Raw genomic sequence first — 18162 nt, 5'->3', positions numbered from 1 at the left:
GGTCTCCGGGTGACGCTTGGGTCAGAGTGAAACGCCGGTAATTGCGCGTATTGTGCCTTTATATCGCTCGACGACGGCGTTTTCGTCGAATTCTTGGGCGACCTTGGCGCGGCCCTGCACGCCCATCTCCGCGCGTTGCCGCGCATCGAGCGTGAGCATGCGTTCGAGCTGGTGCGCAAGACTGTCCGCGTTTTTCGCTTCGCACAGAAGCCCCGTCACGCCATCCTCGACCACTTCGCGGCAGCCGGGGACGTCCGTCGCGACGATCGGGCGGCCCATCGCCGAGGCTTCCATCAAGGTGCGCGGCACGCCTTCGCGATAGGAGGGCAACACGACGCAATCGGCGTTTGCAATGTGAGGGCGCACGTCATGCGCCTCGCCGAGGTATTCGATCACATTGTCGCGCTCCCACGCGTCGACTTCCGTGCGGGAGATCGCGCTCGGGTTATCTACGCCGACCGGCCCGAGCAATTGGAAACGTGCGTTCGGATAAATTGCGCGCACACGCCGCGCAGCTTCCACGAATTCCGCGACGCCCTTGTCCCACAGGAGCCGCCCGATCAGGATGAACACGAACGACTCGCGCTCGGGCAACGGTTCGAACGCGTATTCGTCGAGATCGACGCCTTCGCCGTGCAGCAGGCGCGCGCGATCCGGATGCGCGAGCAGATCCTGCCTGGCGAATGCGTCGCGATCGTCGCGGTTGAGGAACCACACTTCGCGCGGAAAGCGAAATGCGAAGCGGTAGAGGCGTTTTGCCACCATCGCCGTACGGCTCTTCTGGATGAAGACGTAGCCGAGCCCGGTCGTCACCGCGATCGACGGCACGCGCGCGAGCCGCGCCGCGATCGACCCGTAGATATTCGGCTTGATCGTGTAGTGAAAGACGACGTGCGGGCGCGTCGCGCGGTATTCGCGGTAGAGCGCGGCGAGCGTCTTCAGGTCCTCGCGCGGATCGGTCCCTTTGGAGGCGACCGGCAACTCGACGCAGCGGCATCCCATCGCGATGAGCGGTTCGAACGTGCGGTCGCGCGGCGCGATGATGGTGACTTCCGCGCCGCGTTCGGTCAGCATCCGCAGCACGCCCCGCCGATACGTGTAGATCGCCCACGCCGTGTTGCAGACGAGGGCGATGCGAAGGCGTTCGGGTTGTGCGGTCATCCGGTATGCGAGAAAGGGGTTAACGGAGCAGTTGCGCCTTCAAACGACGCAACGCGCGATACGGCAGCACGAGATGCGCGACGCTCTTCGCCACGCCGATCCAGTCGGGGAGGTTGCCCGCACGAAAGTAACGCAGTTGCAGGCGCAGCGTTGACAGCACTTGCGTACGGCGTTTCGTGGCGCTGATACCGCCTTCGTTCGACTCGTAATAAAGGCCGAATTCCGGCAGGTTCGCGCAGTCGTGCCGTTGCATCAGGCGCAGGATCAGATCGAGGTCTTCCGCCGCGCGATACTGCGCGCGATAGTTGCCCGCCTCGCGCACGGCATCGACGCGCAGCATCATCGACGGATGCGCGAAGCACGAGCGCATCAGCATCACGCGGCGAATCGCGGCGGGATCGGCGGGCGGCGTGAGGTCGAAAAGCGGTGCGCCTTCGGTGCTCACTACGTGCGTCCACATGCCGAGCGCAGCGACGCGCGGATGCGCCTCCATATACGCGCGCTGTTTCGCGATGCGCTGCGGCGTCGCGAGATCGCCGGCGTCGATGCGTGCCGCGTAGCGGATGCCGCGTGCGGCAAGCGCATCGATGCCCGCGGCCAGCGCGCGCTCGATGCCGCCATTCGCCGGCAGACGCAGGACTTCGATGTCGAGTCCGCGCATCGATGGCGCGACGATCGGCGGCGTGCTGCCGTCATCGACGATCAGCACGCGCACGCTCGATTCCTCGCGGAACGACGCGAGCGTGCGTTCGAGTTCGGCTTGTCCGTTGAACGCGGGAAGCAGGATCGCGACGTCGTTCATGCGCTCAGCCTGTAGCGGATGTAGTAGAGATTGACGCTCGCCGCCGCGAGATAGCCCACCGCCAGGCCAATCAGCGCACCATGTCCGCCGAGGTGCGGAATCGCGATCCAGTCGACGACGAACGCCACCGCGAGCGCGAGCAGCCACTTTGTGAGCAACACGAACTTGGCCTGATATTTCAGCACGACGAGATTGCCGATCGCTTCGATACCCGCCGGGACCGAGAGCCACACTGCCCAGCGGAAAATATCGATCGCGCCTTCGTAATCCGGCCCGAACACGCGCGTGATGATGAAACCCGCGAGCAGGTCGAGCACGATCGCGCCGGCGATCATCAGCGCAGCCGTCATCGCGACGAGTCGGATGATGTTGCGCTTCAGCAACTTCGTGTCCTGCACGCGATAGACGAAGGCCGGCGCGATGGTCTGCGCGAGCATCAGCGCGAGCGTGATCCAGTTTTCGTTCAACTGCTGCGCGGCCGAATAGCGCCCGAGATCGGCGAACGAGATGAAGCGTTCGAGCATCAGGCGATCGAGTTTAAGGAACAGATACATGCACACGAGGCCGATCCAGAACACTGTGCCCGCGCTCGCGAACTGGCGAAAGAGGCGCCCGTCGAACTCCCAGCCGAGCGTGCCGCCGTGGCGCTTTCTGTAGTAATGCAGCAGCAAGCCCGCGATCGCGGCCGCTTCCAGCGCCCACAGCCAGCCGAAGCTCGCGAAACCCGCACTCGCCCGCACGAACGCATAGACGAGCGCGGCCTTTACAAGCGCCGTGAACATGCTCGCCGCGAGTTGCGGCTTGCTGTAGGTCATGCTCTGGAGCCAGGCGTTGATCACGCCGACGAGCGGCTCGCGAAACAGCATCGTCACGGCGAGCCCGGCGAGCATTGCGCCGACGAGCGCATCGAGATGGCCGAACGCGATCCACGCCCACGTCGCGACGAGCGCGAGCACGGACACGGCCATGCGCAACACGAACGCGCTGCCGAGCACCCGGCCGACTTCGCCCGCCGGCCGGTGGACGATGGTCGGCACGAGGATTTCGGCGCCGCACACCCAGGTCATCGGCGCGAGCACGAGCAGCAGCGTGTTCGCGTACTGCCACTTGCCGAACGCGTCGGGGCCGAAATAACGCGCAAGCAGCCCACTGATGACGATCGCGACGACGATCTGCGTCACGCGTTCGAGCCCGAGCCAGACGATATTCGCGAGCGCCTTCGCGACATCGCGATTGCCGATGCGACTCAGCATGCGGGACCGGGCACGCGATGTGCTGGCGTGGTTCGATCACCCGATGCAATGAGCGAGTCGTGGCAGGAAGAATGTGCGTTTGACCGCTCAGGCGCCGCATTTCGTGCATTCGAGGCTAAGGGGCGGCGAGGCATTGGATTAGAATGTTTGCGCAGGAATTTGCTAGGAAACTGCTGAAAGACTGCGATTATAAGTGTGAACGGGATCGCTCCCATCGAAGGCGCGGCCCGGACGCGAAGCTGCTTGGCCCATGCAACATCGTTGCTTTCGAAGTTGCCCGCACGCGTGACGCTCGTTCGCGTGCATGTCCGTCGGTCACGACCTGCAAGCCCGCTGGCTGCATCGCCGAGAATCCATCAACAAATAGACAGGTAGCCATTCCATGAGCCAGTCACAGATTTCCCAATCCATCTTCAAGGCGTACGACATCCGTGGCATCGTCGGCAAGACGGTCGATGCGGACGTCGCGCGCAGCATCGGCCGCGCCTTCGGTAGCGAGATCAGGAAGCAGGGCGGCGACTCCGCCGTCGTCGCGCGCGATGGGCGCCTGTCGGGCCCGGAACTCGTCGGCGCGCTCGCCGACGGCCTGCGACAAGCGGGCGTCGATGTCGTCGATGTCGGCATGGTGCCCACGCCCGTCGGTTATTTCGCCGCGAGCGTGCCGCTGCAATTGCCCTCGGGCGAGCGCCGCGTCGATTCGTGCATCGTCGTGACGGGCAGCCACAATCCGCCGGACTATAACGGTTTCAAGATGGTCCTGCGCGGCGCGGCGATCTACGGCGACCAGATTCAGGAGCTATACAAGCGCATCGTCGACGAGGACTTCACGGAAGGTGAAGGCACGTACACCGAGTACGACATTTCGCAGGTTTATCTGGACCGCATCGTGAGCGACGTAAAGCCGGTGCGCCCGATGAAGATCGTGATCGACACGGGCAACGGCGTCGCGGGCGGGCTCGCGCCGCGTCTTTTCAAGGCGCTCGGCTGCGAACTCGTGGAGTTGTTCACGGACATCGACGGCAACTTCCCGAATCACCACCCGGACCCGGCGCATGCCGAGAACCTGCAGGATGTCATCAAGGCCCTGAAGGAAACCGACGCCGAAATCGGCTTCGCCTTCGACGGCGACGGCGACCGTCTGGGAGTCGTCACGAAAGATGGCGAGATCATCTATCCGGATCGCCAGTTGATGCTGTTCGCGCAGGAAGTGCTGTCGCGCAACAAGGGCGGCCAGATCATCTACGACGTGAAGTGCACGCGTAATCTCGCGAAGTGGGTACGCGACCAGGGCGGCGAACCGGTGATGTGGAAGACCGGCCACTCGCTCGTGAAGGCGAAGCTGCGCGAAACCGGCGCGCCGCTCGCGGGCGAAATGAGCGGCCACGTGTTCTTCAAGGACCGCTGGTACGGCTTCGACGACGGTCTCTACACCGGCGCGCGGATGCTCGAAATCATCTCGCGTGTAGCCGATCCGAGCAAGCTGCTGAACGACCTGCCGAACTCGCTCTCGACGCCCGAACTGCAACTGAAGCTGAACGAAGGCGAGAACTTCGAACTGATCGCGCGCCTGCAGAAATCGGCGAAATTCACCGGCGCCGACGACGTGCTGACCATCGACGGCCTGCGCGTCGAGTATCCGGACGGCTTCGGCCTCGCGCGTTCGTCGAATACGACGCCGGTCGTCGTGATGCGCTTCGAGGCGGACAGCGAGGAAGCGCTCAAGCGCATCCAGGAAGACTTCCGCCGCGTGATTCTCGCGGAGAAGGCGGACGCGAAGCTGCCGTTCTGACCGTTTTAATTGTTCGATGTGAAGAAACGGCGCGGTTCCCCCGGAACCGCGCCGTTTTTTATGGCGCCGCTGCATCCCGGCCGCGCTAAAATCGCCCATCTCATTTTGTCCACGCGCCGCGCCGACGTGCGGCGCTCATCGTCCACAGCGTGCAAAAGATCTTGATTGTCCGGGTGTCGTCGCTTGGCGACGTCGTCCACAACATGCCGGTCATCGCCGACATCCGCCGCCGATACCCCGACGCGCAGATCGACTGGCTGGTCGAGGAGAGTTTCGCGAGTCTCGTCGAACTCGTCGACGGCGTGCGCCGCGCGATTCCGTTTTCCCTGCGCCGCTGGCGCAAGCGCTGGTTTTCGGCCGCGAACTGGGGTGAGATCGGCAAGTTCCGGCGCGAACTGGAAGCGGAGAAGTACGACCTCGTGATCGACTGCCAGGGGCTCATCAAGACGGCGTGGGTGGCGAGCTGGGCGCGCGGGCCGCTCACCGGGCTCGCGAACCGCACCGAAGGCGCGGGCTTCGAATGGCCGGTGCGCTTTTTCTATGACCGGCGCGTGCCCATTGAATCGCGCACGCACGTCGTCGAACGCACGCGGCAGCTCGTTGCGGCGGCGCTTGACCTGCCAGCGCCGCAACCCACCGACGACATCGACTTCGGCCTCGACACGAAGCGCGCCGCGCTGGCGTTGTCGCAGACTGGCCTGAACCTGCCGGTGCCGTATGTCGTATTCGTGCACGCAACTTCCCGCGCCGACAAGCAATGGCCCGACGCCGCGTGGATCGAGCTCGGGCAGTCCTTGGTGCGGCGCGGCGCGTCGATCGTCCTGCCGTGGGGCAGCGAGACCGAACGCGCGACCAGCGAGAAGCTCGCGAAGGAATTCGGCGCGGCGGCGATCGTGCCGCCGAAGCTGTCGCTGCCGGCGGTGGTCGGCCTGATCGACGGCGCGGCGGCGACGGTCGGCGTCGATACCGGCCTCGTGCACATCGCCGCCGCGCTGAAGCGGCCGACGGTCGAGTTGTACAATTTCTCGACCGCCTGGCGCACGGGCGGCTACTGGTCGCCGCAGGTCATCAATCTCGGCCAGGCGAACCATCATCCGACGCTCGCCGAAGTGAAGGCGGCGCTCGCGGGCTTCGGGTTGCTGTGACACGCGGGCACCGCATCGGAGTATCGAAGGCACATGACCGAATCTCAAATCATCGAAGTCGCTTCGTGCGACTGGCAGGGCAAAGACCTCTCCGTGCCGCGTGAGACGCTCGTCGCGGGCGTCGAGCGCGGCAAGGTGCTGTACTTCCCGAATCTGCGCTTCGCCATCGAAGGCGGCGAGAAAGCGCTGCTCGATCCGAAGATCGCCGATCCCAAGCGCAAGAACATCAGCCTGGCGCCGAACGGCGGCGCGCTCGCGGGCGTGCTGGGAGACGCCGTCATGCAGTCGGCGGTGCGTGCGCTGGTCGCGCGCTATCAGGCGAACGCGCGCTCGCTCGTCGACGGGCTTTTCCCCGAATACAACGGCAAGTTGCGCGTCGCGCCGACGAGCCTGCGCCTGCATCAGGTCGAGACGCGCGAAACGTCGTGGCGCAAGGACGACAGCCGCCTGCACGTCGATGCGTTTCCGTCGCGGCCGAACTACGGCGAGCGCATCCTGCGCGTGTTCACGAACGTGAATCCGCACGGCGCGCCGCGTGTGTGGCGCGTGGGCGAACCGTTCGAGGACATGGCGAAGCGCTTCCTGCCGGCGATCAAGCCGCAGATGCCCGGCGCCGCGTGGCTCATGAACCTGCTGCACATCACGAAGACGCCGCGCAGCGACTACGATCACCTGATGCTGCATCTGCATGACGCGATGAAGGCCGACCTCGACTATCAGAAGGCCGCGCCGCAGGAGAAGATGCCGTTTCCGCCGGGCTGCGTGTGGGTGTGCTTCTCCGACCAGACGTCGCACGCGGTGATGTCCGGGCAGTACATGCTCGAGCAGACCTTCTTCCTCCCCGTCGATGCGATGGCGCAGCCCGATTGCGCGCCGCTCGGCATCCTGCAGCGCCTGAAGGGCAGGGCACTCGTTTGAGCGCCGCTCGCCACGTGCGGGGGCGCGCATGCTGAGGCCGATCTATCGCGCGCTATGGTGGATCGTCGCGCCGCTCGCGGTGCTGCGTCTTCTGATCCGCTCGCGTAAGGAGCGCGGGTATCGCGAGCATATCGCCGAGCGTTTTGGCCGCGGCCCCGGGCGGCGCGCCGACGATCTCGCGCCGCTCATCTGGGTGCACGCGGTGTCGGTCGGCGAGACGCGCGCGGCGCAACCGCTGATCGACGCGTTGATGAAAGCGCATCCCGAAGCGCGCATCCTGCTCACGCACATGACGCCGAGCGGCCGCGCGACCGGCGAGCAGCTTTTCGGCGATCGCGTGCTGCGCAGCTATCTCCCCTACGATCTGCCGCATCTCGTGCGGCGCTTTTTGCGCGCATGGCGGCCGACGCTCGGCATCGTCATGGAAACCGAGGTGTGGCCTACGCTCATCGACGAATGCAAGCGCGCCGACATGCCGCTCGTGCTGACGAACGCGCGGATGTCGGAGCGTTCGTACCGGCGCGCGGCGAAATTCGGCAGCGCGACGCGCGAGGTGTTCGGCGGCTTTGCGCGTGTGCTCGCGCAGAGCCCATCGGATGCGGAGCGGCTGACGGCGCTCGGCGCGCGCAATGTCGCCGTGCTCGGCAACCTCAAGTTCGACATGAGCGCACCGCCCGAGCTGGAAGCGCGCGGTCATGCGTGGCGCGCGACGATCGGCGAGCGGCCGGTGTGGGTCGCGGCGAGCACGCGCGAAGGCGAGGAGGTGCTCGTGTTGCAGGCGTTCGCCGCGCTCGACGTGCCGAATGCGCTCCTGATTCTCGTGCCGCGCCATCCGCAACGTTTCGATGAAGTCGCGGCGCTCGTGGCGAGCGTGGGGATGTCGTGCGTGCGGCGTTCGGCGTGGGCGCCGAAGGCGTTGGCGGCGGGATCGGGGGTGGATGCGGCGCGGCCGTTGCCGTCGAGCGTGCAGGTGCTGCTCGGCGATTCGATGGGCGAACTCGGCGCTTACTATGCGGCGGCCGATCTGGCGTTCATCGGCGGGAGTCTGTTGCCGCTCGGCGGGCAGAATCTGATCGAGGCGTGTGCGGAAGGCGTGCCGGTGCTGATCGGGCCGCATACGTTCAACTTCACGCAGGCCACTCAGGATGCGATTGCGGCGGGGGCTGCGCTGCGGGTCGATGATCCGCAAGGGCTTGCGCGGAGTCTTCGCGAGCTGTTCGGCGACAAGCCGCGGCGGCTCGCGATGAGCGCGGCGGCATCGGCGTTCGCGGCGCGGCACAAGGGCGCGACGCAAAGGACGGTGGGAGTGTTGGGAGCGTTGCTGGAAACGCAGGAGGACGCGGCGAAGTGATTCAGGCCGACGCCATCGCCTTGATCCGCCTCGCCAGCATCCCCGACAAACACTCGTCGAGCCGCACATTGCTCGCCTCGATGCCGTAAAACGTCGCGCGTTCATGCGAGCGCTGCTTCAGGCCGTCACGCAGTGCATCGTCGGACAGCACGCGCCAGATTGCATCTGAAAGCGTTGCTTCGTCCCCGACCGGGACGAGCAAACCATAGCGCCCCTCATCCAGCATCTCGCGCGGCCCGGTCGGGCAATCGCTCGCGACCACTGCCTTTCCGAGCGCGAGCGCTTCGAGCAGCACCATCGGCAGGCCCTCGTAGCGCGAACTGAGCACATGCATCCGCGCGCCCGCGATCAGCGGATGCGGATTGTTCCGATACCCCTGAAAATGCACCCGCGCCGCAATGCCGAGCGCTTTCGCGAGCGCTTCGAGTTCGCCGCGATTCGCGCCATCGCCGACGATCACGAGGTCTTCCGCCACAGTCCGCTCGCGCACGAGCCGCGCATACGCGCGCAGCAGCGTGCGATGGTCCTTCTGCACTTCATCGAGCCGCGCGACCGACACGATGTACGGCGCGCTGCAAGGCCGCGCCTCGACGATCGACGCGCGCTCGCGAATCCGCGCGATGTCGATCGCATTCGGCAGCACAAACACGTTGCGCAAGTTGTCACCGAACATCACGGCGGCTTCGTCGGCCATGTGCTGGTTGAGTGCGGCGATGCTGTCATAGCGCGCGAACTGCGTCATCAGCCGCCTGCGCTTGCGCGGCCGCGAACCGAGCCGCGCGTCGAAGCTGAAATGATTGACGCCGAGCCACGCGACATCGAATTCGCCCGCCATGCGGCGCAGGGACATGTCGAAGTCGACGATGATGTGGAAGCGCCGTGCGAGCGCGGCAAGGCGCTCCTTCACGTAGGGCCGCACGACGAGCGTATTGAATACGTCGCGGCCCACGCGGCCGAGCTTCGACAGGCGCTTCGCGTAACGGCGCATCTGGAAGTAGTTGAGCCAGGGCTTGTCGGCGAGGATCTCGATGGGGACGTCGGCGGGGATGAGCGCCTTGAAGCGCGTCTCGTACGCGGGCGACGTGAACATCACCGAGAGCGTGACCGCGAAGCGCTTGCGATCGAAGACGCGCAGCCACGAGATCAGCGCGGACTCGATGCCGCCGTCGCCGAAATCGACGATGTGGAAGAGGACCGGGATGCGCGCACGAGGCGCCGCTGCCGAAGCGGATGACGACGATGCAGCGGATTGCTTCGCCTGATCGTTACGGGTGAGCATGAGAGGCACGGTACGGTTTCTCGCCCGTTGCCAGGCGAGCAATGCGAATTGCGAATCCGCCATGCTACAGCAATCGTTTGGCATGCCGCATAATCGGCCCGCCGTGCTCTCGTGCTCAAGCCGCGAGCAAGCCCTTCTTTTCGATGAAGCGGATCACTTCATCCAGCCCGTCGAGCGCCTTCAGGTTGCACATCACGAACGGCCGCTCGCCGCGCATCTTTTTCGCATCGGAAGCCATCACGTCGAGGTTTGCACCGACATAGGGCGCGAGATCGGTCTTGTTGATCACGAGCAGGTCCGATTTCGTAATTCCCGGGCCGCCCTTGCGCGGAATCTTCTCGCCGCCCGCGACGTCGATCACGTAGATCGTCAGGTCCGACAGTTCCGGGCTGAAGGTCGCCGCCAGATTGTCGCCGCCCGATTCGATGAACACGATGTCGGCATCGGGAAAGCGCGCGATCATCTGGTCGACCGCTTCGAGATTGATCGACGCATCCTCACGGATCGCCGTGTGCGGGCAGCCGCCCGTCTCGACGCCCATGATGCGCTCGGCCGGCAACGCGCCCGCGACGGTCAGGAGGCGCTGGTCCTCCTTCGTGTAAATGTCGTTGGTGATCGCGACGAGGTCGTACTTTTCGCGCATCGCCTTGCACAGCATTTCGAGCAGCGTGGTCTTGCCGGAGCCGACCGGACCTCCGACGCCGACGCGCAACGGCGGCAGTTTCTTGGTTCGGCGATGAGCGGCGGAATAGGCGGGCGTGTTCATGTTCGATGAGTTCTTCAGGAGCGAAAGAGCCGCGAATACTGCGATTCGTGTCGAGCCGACAGAATGCCCAGTTGCGGCGCGAAAGTGTTGATGTGATCGGGCGGAGTCGCGAGCGCGTGCGCGACCGCGCGATCGATCGGATCGCGCAACGCGATGATGATCCGCTGCCCCGCGAGCTGCCCGAGCGGCACGGCCTTAAGCGCCGCGGCCGCCTGATTCTCGACCCAGCCGAAGGCGTAGGCCGCTAATGCCGATTCGGGCGCGATGTCGTGCGCGTGGGCGGCGAACGCGAAGGCGGTCGGCTGCGCGATCGGCTTCAGGGCGTTCAGCGTCGCGCGTCGTTCTGCGTCGCCCCATTCGAGCGACGTACACAACTGCGCGAGCGACCAGCCCATCTGCTGCGTCTCGCGCCGCAGTTCCGCTGATTCGCGGCTCGCGAGGAATTCTTCATCCGCGATGGCGAGCGCGCTAGCTTCATGCATGCGCCAGCGTTGGATCTGATGCGCGAGGAACGGCAATTCGCCGCGCGCGAGCACATGCGTGAGGCCGCTCGCGATCCAGTTGCGCGCGGTATCGCCATCGTGGATCAGGCCGTGTTCGATCGCGGCTTCAAGACCCTGCGAATAACTGAACGCGCCGATCGGCAACGCAGGCGACGCGAGATGCAGCAACGCAGTGAGTTCAGCGATGCGCATGACCGTGGTCGTGTCCGCAAGTCGAATGATCGTGGTCGTGGTCATGACCATGATGTTCATCGAAGACCTTCTGCGCGAGCGCGTAGTCCTCGGTGAAGGTTTCGTCGTGACCATGCTTGTGGCCGCCGCCGTACGCGCCCGTTTCCGGCTGGAACGGCTGCGATGCGTGCTCGACTTGCGCGCCGAGACGCCGCAACATGTCTTCGAGCACCGGATCGGCTTCGAGCTTCAGATGATCCGCGCTCACTTCCACCGGCGTGTGTCGGTTGCCGAGATGGTAGGCGGCACGCGTGAGCGTCAGCGCATCCGGCGCGCGCACGACGAGCACGTCCTGTGCCGCCGCGATCACGCGAACCAGCGCGCCATCATCAGCGACGAGCACGTCGCCATCGCGCAGTACCGAGCCGCGCGGCATCACGAGCGCAACGTCCTCACCCGTGTCGAGCGTTGTGGCGAGGCGGCTCTTGCAGCGCGCATCGAAGGGAAGGGTGAGCGTCGCGGCGCGCTTGATCAGCACGGGCGCGAGCTTCGCGGTGAGACGTTTGTCGATCGTACGCATGGTTCAGAAGAGGAAATAGCGCTGCGCCATTGGCAGCACGGTGGCGGGATCGCAGGTCAGCAACTGGCCGTTCGCGACCACCTGATACGTTTCGGGATCGACGGTGATCGACGGTTGCCACGCGTTGTGGATCATGTCGGCCTTCGTGATCTTGCGGCAATCCTTCACAGGCACGACGTGCTTCGAAAGACCATAGCGATCGGCGATGCGCGCATCCGCCGCCATCTGCGAGACAAACGTGAGCGACGTTTTGCCGAGCGCCCCGCCGCGCGTCGCGAACATCTCGCGATAGTGCACTGGCTGCGGCGTCGGAATCGATGCGTTCGGGTCGCCCATCTGCGCGACCGCGATCATGCCGCCCTTTACGATCATCGCGGGCTTCACGCCGAAGAACGCCGGTTCCCAGAACACGAGGTCGGCCCATTTGCCCGGCTCGATCGATCCGACTTCATGCGCGATGCCGTGTGTGATCGCCGGGTTGATCGTGTACTTCGCGACATAGCGTTTCGCGCGGAAGTTGTCGTTGCGTGCGCTGTCCTCGGGCAATGTGCCGCGCTGCACTTTCATCTTGTGCGCGGTCTGCCAGGTGCGGATCACGACTTCGCCGACACGTCCCATCGCCTGCGAATCGGACGAGAGCATCGAAAGCGCGCCGAGATCGTGCAGGATGTCTTCGGCGGCGATCGTCTCGCGGCGGATGCGCGACTCGGCGAACGCGATGTCTTCCGCAATCGACGGATCGAGGTGATGGCAGACCATCAGCATGTCGAGGTGTTCGTCGAGCGTGTTGATGGTGTAGGGGCGCGTTGGATTCGTCGACGAGGGCAGCACGTTCGATTCGCCGCAGACCTTGATGATGTCCGGCGCATGACCGCCGCCCGCGCCCTCCGTGTGATACGTGTGGATTGTGCGGCCCTTGAACGCGGCGACCGTCGTTTCGACGAAGCCCGCTTCGTTCAATGTATCGGTATGGATGGCGACTTGCGTGTCGGTATCGTCGGCGACCGAGAGGCAGTTGTCGATCGCGGCGGGCGTCGTGCCCCAGTCTTCGTGCAGCTTCAGGCCGATCGCGCCCGCCTTGATTTGCTCGACGAGCGGCGCTGGAAGGCTCGCGTTGCCCTTGCCGAGAAAGCCCAGGTTGACGGGCCAGCCGTCGGCGGCCTGCAGCATGCGTTCGATGTGCCACGGACCCGGCGTGCAGGTGGTCGCGTTCGTGCCGGTGGCGGGGCCGGTGCCGCCGCCGAGCATAGTCGTCACGCCGCTTGCCAGTGCTTCATCGATCTGTTGCGGGCTGATGAAGTGGATGTGCGAATCGATACCGCCCGCCGTCACGATCATGCCTTCGCCCGCGATCACTTCCGTGGCTGCGCCGATCGCGATCGTCACGCCGGGCTGGATGTCGGGATTACCCGCCTTGCCGATGGCGAAGATGCGTCCGCCCTTGATGCCGATGTCGGCTTTCACGATGCCCCAGTGATCGAGGATCAGCGCATTGGTGACGACCGTATCGACGACGTCGTCCGCGACGCGTTGCGACTGGCCCATGCCGTCGCGGATCACTTTGCCGCCGCCGAATTTCACTTCTTCGCCATAGGTGGTGAAGTCGCGTTCGACTTCGATTATGAGGTCGGTGTCGGCGAGACGGACACGGTCGCCGGTGGTCGGGCCGAACATTTCCGCGTAGGCGCGGCGGCCGATGCGTAGCGTCATTGCTTTTTATCCCGATAGAGTCAGAGCGGTCCCATCACGAGACCGTTGAAGCCGTAGACGGCGCGATCGCCCGCGAGCGCGATGAGCTCGACGGTGCGTTCCTGTCCCGGCTCGAAGCGCACGGCGGTGCCCGCTGTGATGTTCAGGCGAAAGCCGCGTGCTTTATCGCGTTCGAAGACGAGCGCTGTGTTGACTTCGTAGAAGTGGTAGTGCGAGCCGACCTGTACGGGGCGGTCGCCGGTATTCGACACGATGACCGATACGGTTTCGCGGCCTGCGTTGAGTTCGTGTTCGCCGTCGTCGATCAGATATTCGCCGGGGATCATGGCGCGGGTTCCTCTTCGATCAGGGGATCGGATGATGGACGGTGACGAGCTTCGTGCCGTCGGGGAAGGTGGCTTCGATCTGGATATCGGAGATCATCTCGGGGACGCCTTCCATGACGTCATCGCGGGTCAGCAAGGTGGTGCCGTAGTGCATTACCTCGGCGACGGTCTTGCCGTCGCGAGCCGCTTCCATCAGCGCGGCTGAGATGAAGGCGACCGCTTCAGGGTAGTTCAGTTTCAAGCCGCGGGCGCGGCGGCGTTCCGCTAGCAGTGCGGCTGTGAAGATCAGTAGCTTGTCTTTTTCTCTGGGGGTGAGTTTCATCGGTCGGTCTTGTTTCGCTTCGCTTTAGGCGGGTTGCGTTACGTTCGTTAAGTTACACCGTTTGATGCGCTCGTGCTTTTGTGGAACTTGCATTCTTAACGGTCTATTAGCTTTGCCCCTGTCCGGGGCGGGACTCACTTTCTTTGCAGCAGTGTATAGACCGGAGACATCGCTGACAGGTGTGCGAGGACATGGTTGACACTTTCGAGCATCGAGATGCCCGGAGCCGACCATGCCGTGGAGCCCGCGAGACACCATGAAGCTTCGTCATGATTTCGTCACCCTTGCCCAGCCCCAGGAGCTGTCCATGACCGAGTTGTGCCAGCGCTTCGGCGTCAGTCGGCAGACCGGCTATAAATGGCTCAAACGCTATCGAGACGAAGGGCCCGAAGCGCTTGCCGATCGCTCTCGTAGACCGCGGAGCAGTCCAGCCAGGAGCGCGCCCGAGATCGAGCAGCGCGTGCTGCAGGTGCGTGCCGAGCATCCCGCCTGGGGCGCGCGCAAGATCAGTCGCCGGCTCGCCGATCTCGGTGTCGCGCCCGCGCCCGTGCCCAGCACTGTGAATTCGATCTTGAAACGCCGCGGCCTCATTGACGAGCAAGCCTCGGCCGATGCCACCGCCTGGCAGCGCTTTGAGCGCGCTCAACCCAACGAGTTGTGGCAGATGGACTTCAAGGGCGACTTCGGCACGCTGAGCGAGGGGCGCTGTTACCCGCTCACGGTGCTCGACGACTGCTCGCGCTTTAACGTGGCGCTGCAAGCCTGCAGTTCGACCCAGACCGAAACGGTACGCGCGCACTTGCAACGCACCTTCGCCCAATACGGGCTGCCGGTGCAGATCAACACCGATAACGGCGCGCCCTGGGGCTCGCCGGGCAAGTCGGGGCAACTGTCGGAGTTGGCGATCTGGTTGATCCGTCTGGGCATTCAGATCAGCTTCAGCCGTCCCTATCATCCTCAGACCAATGGCAAGGACGAGCGCTTTCACCGTTCGCTCAAGGCCGAGGTGCTCAATGGCCGCAGCTTCGTCACGCACACCGAGGTGCAGGCCGGGTTTGATCGCTGGCGCGAGATTTACAACCACCAGCGGCCGCACGAAGGTATCGAGCTGGACACGCCCGGCCGACGTTACCGGCCGAGCCCGCGAGCGATGCCAAGCACGCTGGCACCGGTCGAATACGGCCCCGACGACGAAGTGCTGCGTGTGGGCTGGAACGGCAAGCTGACCTTTCGCGGGCATCGACTGAAGGTATCGAGCGCACTGCACAGGATGGATGTGGCAGCGCGTCCCAGCCCGCGCAAAGCTGACGTCTATGACCTGTATTTCGCTCATCATCGACTCATGACCTTTGACCTGAACCAGCCGGATGCATCAATATGAAAGTGTCAACCATGTCCTCGCACACCTGTCAGCGATGTCTCCGGTCTATACACTGCTGCAAAGAAAGTAAGCAAAGAAAGCAGCTTCCCACCGCCAGTGCTAACGGTCCATCACTCGCATAAGAACGAATTGGCGCTGGAGAGTAAGTGTCGCCCTCACGATGGAACCGGGCTTGGCTCGCGGACCCACTGCGTCAACGCGCACTTCCTCGGAGTGGTATGCACTCCGTTTAGCTCCGTCCTCGCTTCGCTCCGACGTGGGGTTCACAAAAACCATCTTGTGTTTGCGCTCCTCTTGCCTTTATCCCCTGCGCGGTGCACCCCTCGTCTGAGCGCGTAGCGCGAGGACGGATGTATGACCGCTGCACCTGTCCGTTGTACTGCGCGTTGCCACAGTGGGTCCGCGAGCCAAGCCCCTGTCCACCGTGAGGGCGACACTTACTCTCCAGCGCCAATCCCAATCAAAGGCTAGTGGTGGATTGTTAGATTTGGCGGTTGGAAGCTGCTTTCTTTGCTTACTTTCTTTGCAGCAGCAAAGAAAGTGAGTCCCGCCCCGGACAGGGGCAGAGCTAAAAGACCGAAAAGAAAGCAAGTTCCATAGGAGCACGAGCGCATCAAACGGTGTTCACTTAACCCCACCCCACCCCACCCCAGGCCATGAAAACTCATTGAATAAACTTCTGAAGTTCAATCGTGGTCGGCCGTTCAAAAATCTCCTCCGGCGTGCCGCTTTCCCACACACGCCCTTGGTGCATGAATACGACCTTGTTGCTCACCCGTCGCGCGAAGCGCATCTCATGCGTGACCATGATCAGGGTCATCCCGTCGCGCGCGAGGTCTTCCACAACGGCGAGCACCTCACCGACCAGTTCAGGATCGAGCGCCGAAGTAATCTCATCGCAAAGCAGAACGGTAGGCTTCATCGCAAGCGCCCGCGCGATCGCAACGCGCTGCTGTTGACCGCCCGACAGTTGCTCCGGATAAGCATTGAACTTGTCGGCAAGACCAACACGTTCGAGCACTTGTTCGGCAGTCGCGCGAGCCTTCGCCTTGTGCACTTTCTTGACCACCGTCTGCGCGAGCATCACATTTTGCCCAGCCGTCAGATGCGGAAAGAGGTTGTATTGCTGAAACACCATGCCGACTTTCAAGCGCAGCGCACGCAAATCCGCATGGCGCGCATCCATGTGTTCGCCGTCGATTTCGATCGAGCCTTCATCGATGCTCTCAAGGCCGTTCAACGTGCGCAGCAGCGTGCTCTTGCCCGAGCCACTACGTCCGATGATCGCCACGACCTGTCCCGGTTCGACCGAAAAATCGATGCCCTTCAGGACCTGGTTCGATCCAAACTGCTTCTGGAGATTGCGTGTTTCAACGAGCGGCATTCCATTTCCTTTCCAGCGTGCGCGCGTAGCGAGTGAGCGGATAACAAAGCACGAAATAAATCACGGCGACGAGGCCATACACGAGAAACGGCTTGAACGTGGCGTTCGAAATCATCGTGCCGGCCTTGGTGAGTTCGGTGAAGCCGATGATCGAGACGAGCGCCGTGTCCTTCACGGCCTGCACGCCAAAGCCGACCGTCGGACCCACTGCGATGCGCGCGGCCTGAGGCAAAATCACATGACGAAGCTGCTCGAAGTAATTCATCGCGAGACTCGACGACGCTTCCCATTGCCCCTTTGGAACCGCCTCCACGCAGCCGCGCCAGATTTCCGCGAGATAAGCGCTCGTGAAGAGCGTGAGACCGACCGTCGCGGCGATCCACGGCGACACTTCGATGCCAAGCAGCGGCAAGCCGAAGAACACGAGGAACAGTTGCATCAGCAGCGGCGTGCCCTGAAACACTTCGATATAGCCCTTCACGACCGTGCGCAGCAAGCGCGACTTCGATACACGCATCACAAGCAGCGCAAAGCCGACCACACCGCCCGCAATGAACGACACGATCGACAAAACGATCGTCCAGCGCGCGGCGAGCAATAGGTTCGTAAGGATCTGCTCAAAGGTGAATTCGATCATCGCGCGCCTCGCAGATTTCGTGAGAAGAGACGCTTGCCGGCCGAGTTCAGGAGCCAGCGCAAAATGATCGCCATCACGAGATAGGCCGCCGTGATCAAAAAGTACGTTTCGAACGCGCGGAAGTTGCGCGACTGGATGTAGCTTGCCGCATAGGTCAGGTCAGGCACCGAGATCTGCGAGACGACAGCCGAGCCGAGCATCGTAATGACGATCTGGCTCGATAGCGCGGGGAAGACCTTGGCGATCGCCTGCGGCAATACGACGTGCCGGAAGGTCTGTCCGCGCGACATCGCAAGCGATGCCGCCGCTTCCAGATGCCCCTTCGGCACCGCGGCGATTCCCGAGCGGATGATCTCGACCGAATACGCGCCGAGGTTGAGCGTCATCGCGAGAACGGCCGCCGTGTATTCGCCGAGATGCACGCCCAGTGCGGGTAGGCCGAAGAACACGAAGAACAGTTGCACGATGAACGGCGTGTTGCGGATCGCTTCGACATAGCCTCGCACGAGCCCGCGCAGCCATGTGTGCTTGCTGCCGCTGCCCGCCGCACCCGCTACGCCGACGGCGATGCCGAGCGCCGTCGATACAGCGGTGAGGGCGAGCGTCGTTGCGGCGCCGCTCGTGAACATCCCGACGTATTCGCCGAGATCGCCAAATTGAAGTTCATAGGCCATTAAAAGCGTT

Annotated in this window: 18 protein-coding genes; 5 read left to right on the top strand and 13 right to left on the bottom strand. The window is 63.8% G+C overall.

The window, feature by feature from the left end:
- Positions 1-21 precede the first annotated feature (21 nt).
- The 3 genes from AWB65_RS14245 to AWB65_RS14235 are packed head-to-tail and all read right to left on the bottom strand — an operon-like array spanning position 22 to position 3216.
- On the bottom strand, positions 22-1161 hold the full coding sequence (locus AWB65_RS14245) for a glycosyltransferase family 4 protein (RefSeq protein WP_087667768.1): 1140 nt from the start codon (positions 1159-1161) through the stop codon (positions 22-24).
- 19 nt (positions 1162-1180) lie between these two features.
- A complete protein-coding gene (locus AWB65_RS14240; RefSeq protein WP_087667767.1) occupies positions 1181-1963 on the bottom strand; it encodes a glycosyltransferase in 783 nt (260 codons plus the stop codon).
- Positions 1960-3216, bottom strand: coding sequence for an oligosaccharide flippase family protein (locus AWB65_RS14235; protein WP_087667766.1), 1257 nt, complete (start codon positions 3214-3216; stop codon positions 1960-1962). The genes AWB65_RS14240 and AWB65_RS14235 overlap by 4 nt, the downstream gene beginning before the upstream one ends.
- A 382-nt stretch (positions 3217-3598) precedes the next feature.
- Here AWB65_RS14235 and AWB65_RS14230 point away from each other — a divergent pair, with 382 nt between their 5' ends.
- The 4 genes from AWB65_RS14230 to waaA all read left to right on the top strand — a co-directional run bounded on the left by AWB65_RS14230 (position 3599) and on the right by waaA (position 8419).
- Positions 3599-5005: a phosphomannomutase/phosphoglucomutase gene (locus AWB65_RS14230; protein WP_087667765.1), complete on the top strand. Its 1407-nt coding sequence runs from the start codon at positions 3599-3601 to the stop codon at positions 5003-5005.
- Between the two features lie 149 nt (positions 5006-5154).
- On the top strand, positions 5155-6150 hold the full coding sequence (gene waaC, locus AWB65_RS14225; RefSeq protein WP_087667764.1) for a lipopolysaccharide heptosyltransferase I: 996 nt from the start codon (positions 5155-5157) through the stop codon (positions 6148-6150).
- A gap of 33 nt (positions 6151-6183) precedes the next feature.
- Positions 6184-7068: a Kdo hydroxylase KdoO gene (gene kdoO / locus AWB65_RS14220; RefSeq protein WP_087667763.1), complete on the top strand. Its 885-nt coding sequence runs from the start codon at positions 6184-6186 to the stop codon at positions 7066-7068.
- A 28-nt stretch (positions 7069-7096) separates the two neighbouring features.
- Entirely contained in the window at positions 7097-8419 is a 1323-nt protein-coding gene (waaA, locus tag AWB65_RS14215) for a lipid IV(A) 3-deoxy-D-manno-octulosonic acid transferase (RefSeq protein WP_087667762.1), read from the top strand.
- Between the two features lies 1 nt (position 8420).
- Here the strand turns inward: waaA and AWB65_RS14210 are convergent, their stop codons facing one another.
- From AWB65_RS14210 to ureA, 7 genes are all read right to left on the bottom strand, one after another.
- A complete protein-coding gene (locus tag AWB65_RS14210; RefSeq protein ID WP_087667807.1) occupies positions 8421-9698 on the bottom strand; it encodes a glycosyltransferase in 1278 nt (425 codons plus the stop codon).
- 115 nt (positions 9699-9813) lie between these two features.
- Positions 9814-10464 (bottom strand): urease accessory protein UreG, encoded by a 651-nt coding sequence (ureG, locus tag AWB65_RS14205; protein ID WP_087667761.1) that lies wholly within the window; start codon positions 10462-10464, stop codon positions 9814-9816.
- 14 nt (positions 10465-10478) lie between these two features.
- The gene (locus AWB65_RS14200) at positions 10479-11159 is read right to left on the bottom strand and encodes an urease accessory protein UreF (RefSeq protein ID WP_087667760.1); all 681 of its coding nucleotides are present in this window, start codon (positions 11157-11159) and stop codon (positions 10479-10481) included.
- A complete protein-coding gene (gene ureE / locus AWB65_RS14195; RefSeq protein WP_087667759.1) occupies positions 11146-11718 on the bottom strand; it encodes an urease accessory protein UreE in 573 nt (190 codons plus the stop codon). The genes AWB65_RS14200 and ureE overlap by 14 nt, the downstream gene beginning before the upstream one ends.
- 3 nt (positions 11719-11721) lie before the next feature.
- Positions 11722-13428: an urease subunit alpha gene (gene ureC, locus AWB65_RS14190; protein WP_087667758.1), complete on the bottom strand. Its 1707-nt coding sequence runs from the start codon at positions 13426-13428 to the stop codon at positions 11722-11724.
- A gap of 20 nt (positions 13429-13448) precedes the next feature.
- A complete protein-coding gene (locus tag AWB65_RS14185; protein WP_087667757.1) occupies positions 13449-13754 on the bottom strand; it encodes an urease subunit beta in 306 nt (101 codons plus the stop codon).
- A 19-nt stretch (positions 13755-13773) separates the two neighbouring features.
- Entirely contained in the window at positions 13774-14076 is a 303-nt protein-coding gene (gene ureA / locus AWB65_RS14180; RefSeq protein WP_087667756.1) for an urease subunit gamma, read from the bottom strand.
- A 232-nt stretch (positions 14077-14308) separates the two neighbouring features.
- Here ureA and AWB65_RS14175 point away from each other — a divergent pair, with 232 nt between their 5' ends.
- Positions 14309-15457: an IS481 family transposase gene (locus AWB65_RS14175; RefSeq protein ID WP_087667755.1), complete on the top strand. Its 1149-nt coding sequence runs from the start codon at positions 14309-14311 to the stop codon at positions 15455-15457.
- A 664-nt stretch (positions 15458-16121) separates the two neighbouring features.
- Here AWB65_RS14175 and AWB65_RS14170 read toward each other — a convergent pair.
- From AWB65_RS14170 to AWB65_RS14160, 3 genes are read right to left on the bottom strand one after another with little or no spacing between them, the layout of a single operon-like run.
- Complete coding sequence (locus tag AWB65_RS14170) at positions 16122-16841, bottom strand: amino acid ABC transporter ATP-binding protein (RefSeq protein WP_087667754.1); 720 nt, start codon at positions 16839-16841, stop codon at positions 16122-16124.
- The gene (locus AWB65_RS14165; protein WP_087667753.1) at positions 16828-17478 is read right to left on the bottom strand and encodes an amino acid ABC transporter permease; all 651 of its coding nucleotides are present in this window, start codon (positions 17476-17478) and stop codon (positions 16828-16830) included. The genes AWB65_RS14170 and AWB65_RS14165 overlap by 14 nt, the downstream gene beginning before the upstream one ends.
- A complete protein-coding gene (locus AWB65_RS14160) occupies positions 17475-18152 on the bottom strand; it encodes an amino acid ABC transporter permease (RefSeq protein ID WP_087667752.1) in 678 nt (225 codons plus the stop codon). Before AWB65_RS14160 ends, AWB65_RS14165 begins: the two co-directional genes overlap by 4 nt.
- Positions 18153-18162: the final 10 nt, after the last annotated feature.

Source organism: Caballeronia humi (genome assembly GCF_001544475.1).
Classification (GTDB): Bacteria; Pseudomonadota; Gammaproteobacteria; order Burkholderiales; family Burkholderiaceae; genus Caballeronia; species Caballeronia humi.
The sequence above is the reverse complement of the archived record's forward strand: the minus strand, read 5'-3'. Positions and strand labels throughout refer to the sequence as shown.